This is a genomic window from Mesorhizobium sp. M7A.F.Ca.US.006.04.2.1, from assembly GCF_004022915.1.
Lineage (GTDB): Bacteria > Pseudomonadota > Alphaproteobacteria > Rhizobiales > Rhizobiaceae > Mesorhizobium > Mesorhizobium ciceri.
The window spans coordinates 1-4,406 of the sequence record NZ_RZQA01000543.1 but is presented as its reverse complement, the minus strand read 5'-3'; the positions used below and the strand labels follow the sequence as shown (position 1 = coordinate 4,406).

The following is a 4,406-nucleotide window of genomic DNA, read 5'->3' as shown; positions in this document are numbered from 1 at the left end:
GCATCACATGTCGGCAGCCACTTCACATGTCGGCGAGATACTGACATGGCGGAACGCGCGCCGTCAGCCTTTCCTGGCGGCGATCCGCGCGAGCGTCTTGGCATTGGTCAGCTCCCTTACGGCGTCCTTGCCGATCCAGCGCGCCGTCTTGTCGGCCGACTGCGCCAGTCGTTCGGCGACAGCCAGGGCGGCACCGTGCATGTTCATCGATCGCTTACCGATCGACCGAAGCGCCCAGTTCACGGCTTTCTTCACGAAATTGCGGCTGTCGTTCGCGTGCGTTTCGATGATCGGCAGGAAGGAGAGGAAGGTCGCCCCTGGCTCCTGCTTCCGGTGGACGACAGACCAGGCCATCATGGCGAAGGCCGTGCGCCGAACGAACTCCCGCTCGTCGGCCGCGAACTCGGCGATCAGTTCTTTCCAGGCGTCCGTATCGACAAAGAGATCCGAGACGCCGTCGACGATGTCCCAGGAGTCGAAACTAGCCGCCCATCGCCTTGCATCTTCAGCAGAAAACCGTTTCGGGTCAGCCGTGACGGAGGCAATGAACTGCGCCTCCATGATGCCGCTGTCCCATAGCTCGAAGGCGCGCTCGTGGTTGCGTTTGATCGTCCGCGCGATCTGCCGCTGCATGCCGTGCGAGATGCCAAGTGCACGGTCGATCTTGATGCCGTAGCGCAACATGCCGAGGCGGTTCTGCTCGGATCCGATGGCGCGAAGATGGGCGACGATTTCCGCGGCACTGGATTGAGGCGAGAGCTCTGCCACGGCAGAGACCTATTTTTCGAGACGGGCGAGCAGCGAGGACGTGTCCCAGCGCTTGCCGCCCATCGCCTGCACATCCTTGTAGAACTGGTCGACGAGTGCGGTGACCGGCAGTCTGGCGCCATTGCGGTCGGCCTCGGCCAGGCAGATGCCGAGATCCTTGCGCATCCAGTCGACGGCGAAGCCGAAATCATATTTGCCGGCGTTCATCGTCTTGTGGCGGTTCTCCATCTGCCAGGAGCCCGCGGCGCCCTTGGAAATCACCTCGATCACCTTCTCGATGTCGAGCCCGGCCTTCTTGCCGAAATGGATGCCTTCGGCCAGGCCCTGGACGAGGCCGGCGATGGTGATCTGGTTGATCATTTTGGTGAGCTGGCCGGCACCGGCCGACCCCATCAAGCCGACCATGCGGGCAAAAGCGTCGATGACAGGCTTCGCTTTGTCGAACGCATCCTGCTCGCCGCCGACCATGACAGTCAGCACGCCGTTCTCGGCGCCGGCCTGGCCGCCCGAGACCGGCGCATCGAGAAACGAAAACCCGCCGGCTTGCGCCGCCGCCGCCAGCTCGCGAGCGACCTCGGCCGAGGCGGTGGTGTTGTCGATGAAGACCGAACCCTTCTTCATCGATTTGAAGGCGCCTTCCGGACCGGTCGTCACCGAACGCAGATCGTCGTCATTGCCGACGCAGGAGAACACAAAATCCTTGCCCTCGGCGGCCTGCGCAGGGGTCGCCGCCAGGCTACCGCCATGCTGGCCAACCCATTGCTCGGCCTTGGCCTTGGTGCGGTTGTAGACGGTGACGTCATGGCCGCCTTTGTTCTTCAAGTGTCCGGCCATCGGATAGCCCATCACGCCAAGACCGAGAAATGCCACAGATGCCATGAGCTTGCCCTTCAGAATGGAAACGGAATTTGCTGCGAAAGCTCTAGGCTCTGCGCTCAATTCGTCAAGACGCGTAGAGCCTGATCGACTGGTGCAGCCGAATTGAAAATCGTCAGCGTTTCAGGTGAACGGTGATCCGGCGCTCGATCCATTCGACGCCATGCCGCAAGATCTCGACCATCACCAGATAGACGAGGGCGACCCAGATATAGGCCTGGATGTCGAACGAGTTGGCGAAGGCGAGCTTGGCATTGCCCATCAGATCGTAGACCGTGATGATGGCGACGATGGCGGACGCCTTGACCATCAGGATCAGTTCGTTGCCATAGGGCCGCAAGGCGACGATCAGGGCTTGCGGCAGGATGATCTTGCGCAACGTCTGCAGTTTATGCAGGCCAAGCGAGGCCGCCCCTTCCCATTGCCCTCTTGGCACGCTCTCTATGGCGCCGCGCAGGATCTCCGCCTGGTAGGCGGCCGTGTTGAGCGCAAAGGCAAAGACGCCGCAATTGAACGCGTCCTTGAAAAAATCCCAGAGGCCGACCGACTGGAGTTCGACGCGGAACGAGCCCAATCCGTAGTAGACCAGATAGGTCTGGACCAGCAGCGGCGTGCCGCGGAAGAAATAGACGTAGCAATAGGCGAGGCCGGACAGGATCCGGTTGCTGGACATGCGCCCGTAAGCGACGGGCACCGACAGGATCGCGCCGAGTACCATCGATATGGAAACCAGCGCCAGCGTGACCCCAAGCCCGCTCAGATAAGCCGGCGCATATTTGGCAAAGAAATCGGGATTCCAGGCAAGGAAGAGATAGCTGACGATGCCGATACCGAACAAAATCCATAGGCCCACCAGCGCGTAACCGGCGATACGCCTGCGCGGCCAGCCGCGCGCCCGTGGCGGCGGACGTTCGACCATGGTGGCCGTGGCGCTCATCGCTGCGCCTCCCGCCGGCCAAGCGAGCGCAGGATCGCATTGGTGGCGAAGGACGACAGGACGGCCAGGCCAAGAAAGACCAGCGAGGCGACGCCGAAGAACAGGAAAGCGTGCTTGGTGACGCGGGCCGCAATGCTGGCATTGCGCAGCGTCTCGGCCAGGCCGACGACCGACACCAGCGACGTGTCCTTGAGCAGGCTGAGCCAGCAGTTCTCCAGTCCAGGAAACGCGATGCGCAGCAGTTGCGGCACGATCACCTTGCGCATGGTCAGCCAGTTCGAAAGACCGATGGCATAGCCGCCCTCATACTGGCCTTTGGGAATGGCGCGGAAGGCGGAAAGGAAAACCTCACTGGCATAGGAGGAGAAGATCAGTGCAAGCACGATCATGCCGGCGACAAAGCTGTTGACGTCGATGGTGACGTCAGGCCGGAAATACCTGACGAGATGCTGCAGCAGGATCGGCATGCCGAAAAAGAACAGGAACAGCGTCACCAGTTCTGGCAGGCCGCGAAAGACGGTGGTGTAGATGTTGGCGGCAAGGCGCAGCGACGGTTCTTCGGACTGCTTGGCGAGTGCAATGAAAAAGCCGATCGTCAATCCGATGGGCAGCGTGGCAAGCGCCAACGCAATGGTGATCAGTGCGCCATAGGCAATATCGTCAAGCCAGCCTTCAGGTCCCCAACTGAGAAGTGTCCATATGCTCTGGGCTGGCATCGACCGGTCTTATCCCCACGGCATTCCCAAGACGAATAGAAAGACGGCGGGGAAATTCCCCGCCGTCTTGAACTGGCTTATCAGGACTCGGCGCCGTAGACGTCGAACTTGAAATACTTGTCGTTGATTTCCTTGTATTTTCCATTGGCGCGAATGGCGGCGATGGCCGAATTGAGCTTGTTGACCAGGTCAGTTTCGCCCTTGCGTACGGCAATGCCGGCACCAGGCCCGAAAATCTCGACCGGCTGCGGCGAAGGTTGGCCGAGGATCTTGCAGCAGGCGCCGTCAGGCGAGTCCAGAAACTGCTGCAGCACGACGATATCGTCCTCGATGGCGTCGAGACGACCATTGGCAAGATCGGCCTGCTCCTCGGGGCTGCTCGGATAGCCCTTCACGGTGCTGTCGGTGTAGGTCTTCGAGGCATAGTTGAAATGCGTGGTGGTGGTGGCGACGCCGATGGTCTTGCCGGCGAGATCTTCCTTGGTCACGCCTTTCAGCGTGCTGTCCTTCGGCACGGCGATCGCCGAGGGCGTGTTGTAGTATTTGTTCGAGAAGTCGACCTTCTCCTTGCGCTCCGGCGTGATCGACATCGAGGCGACGATGGCGTCGAATTTACCGGCCTGGAGGGCTGGAATGATGCCGTCCCAATCCTGGGCGACGAAGGTGCACTTGACCTTCATCTCATCACAAAGCGCCTTGGCGATGTCGATATCGAAGCCCACGAGCTGGCCATCGGCGGTAAGGTTGTTGAAGGGCGGGTAGGCGCCTTCGGTGCCGATCCTCAGGGTCTTTTCCTGGGCCTGGGCGACGCCGAGTGTCAGCAGCGCGGCCGATGCGGCAAGCGCGATACGCAGTGAAATACGCATGATGGTCCTCTCTTTATGGTCCCGGCCGTCGTTCCGAACGGCTCTGTGGGGCGGTGCTTTTGACCGCCCGCTGGCGCGATACTCCCACTCTTTCCAAGAAAAAAGCAACTGCAAAACCATAAAAATGGGCAAGGCTATTCTGCCGTTGCGTCAGCGCTCAAGCAACGAGCCCGGCGGTGCGCTCGATGAAGTCGGCTATCGATTTTGCATCGTCGAGATCGAATACCGGCAGCAGCTCGCCTT

General features: G+C 60.9%; 6 protein-coding genes. 1 reads left to right on the top strand and 5 read right to left on the bottom strand.

Annotation, left to right across the window (positions count from 1 at the left end; all coding sequences use genetic code 11):
- Nucleotides 1–63: 63 nt before the first annotated feature.
- From EN925_RS24750 to EN925_RS24730, 5 genes are all read right to left on the bottom strand, one after another.
- A complete protein-coding gene (locus EN925_RS24750) occupies nucleotides 64–768 on the bottom strand; it encodes a DNA alkylation repair protein (RefSeq protein ID WP_027161587.1) in 705 nt (234 codons plus the stop codon).
- 9 nt (nucleotides 769–777) lie between these two features.
- A complete protein-coding gene (locus tag EN925_RS24745; protein WP_013531708.1) occupies nucleotides 778–1,647 on the bottom strand; it encodes an NAD(P)-dependent oxidoreductase in 870 nt (289 codons plus the stop codon).
- Nucleotides 1,648–1,759: 112 nt separating this feature from the next.
- Nucleotides 1,760–2,581, bottom strand: coding sequence for an ABC transporter permease (locus EN925_RS24740; RefSeq protein ID WP_024503307.1), 822 nt, complete (start codon nucleotides 2,579–2,581; stop codon nucleotides 1,760–1,762).
- Nucleotides 2,578–3,297 (bottom strand): ABC transporter permease, encoded by a 720-nt coding sequence (locus EN925_RS24735; RefSeq protein ID WP_024503306.1) that lies wholly within the window; start codon nucleotides 3,295–3,297, stop codon nucleotides 2,578–2,580. The genes EN925_RS24740 and EN925_RS24735 overlap by 4 nt, the downstream gene beginning before the upstream one ends.
- Nucleotides 3,298–3,377: 80 nt before the next feature.
- Entirely contained in the window at nucleotides 3,378–4,163 is a 786-nt protein-coding gene (locus EN925_RS24730) for an ABC transporter substrate-binding protein (RefSeq protein WP_013531705.1), read from the bottom strand.
- On the opposite strand from EN925_RS24730, the gene EN925_RS40195 reads away from it, so the two are divergent.
- Nucleotides 4,162–4,406: hypothetical protein (locus tag EN925_RS40195; RefSeq protein WP_206632908.1), on the top strand; the 245-nt coding region annotated here is incomplete at its 3' end. The genes EN925_RS24730 and EN925_RS40195 overlap by 2 nt on opposite strands.

Excerpts from the sequence above, each read along its gene's own strand:
- EN925_RS24745 (WP_013531708.1), bottom strand. The coding sequence starts at position 1,647 with ATGGCATCTGTGGCATTTCTCGGTCTTGGCGTGATGGGCTATCCGATG.
- EN925_RS24740 (WP_024503307.1), bottom strand. The coding sequence starts at position 2,581 with ATGAGCGCCACGGCCACCATGGTCGAACGTCCGCCGCCACGGGCGCGC.
- EN925_RS24735 (WP_024503306.1), bottom strand. The coding sequence starts at position 3,297 with ATGCCAGCCCAGAGCATATGGACACTTCTCAGTTGGGGACCTGAAGGC.
- EN925_RS24730 (WP_013531705.1), bottom strand. The coding sequence starts at position 4,163 with ATGCGTATTTCACTGCGTATCGCGCTTGCCGCATCGGCCGCGCTGCTG.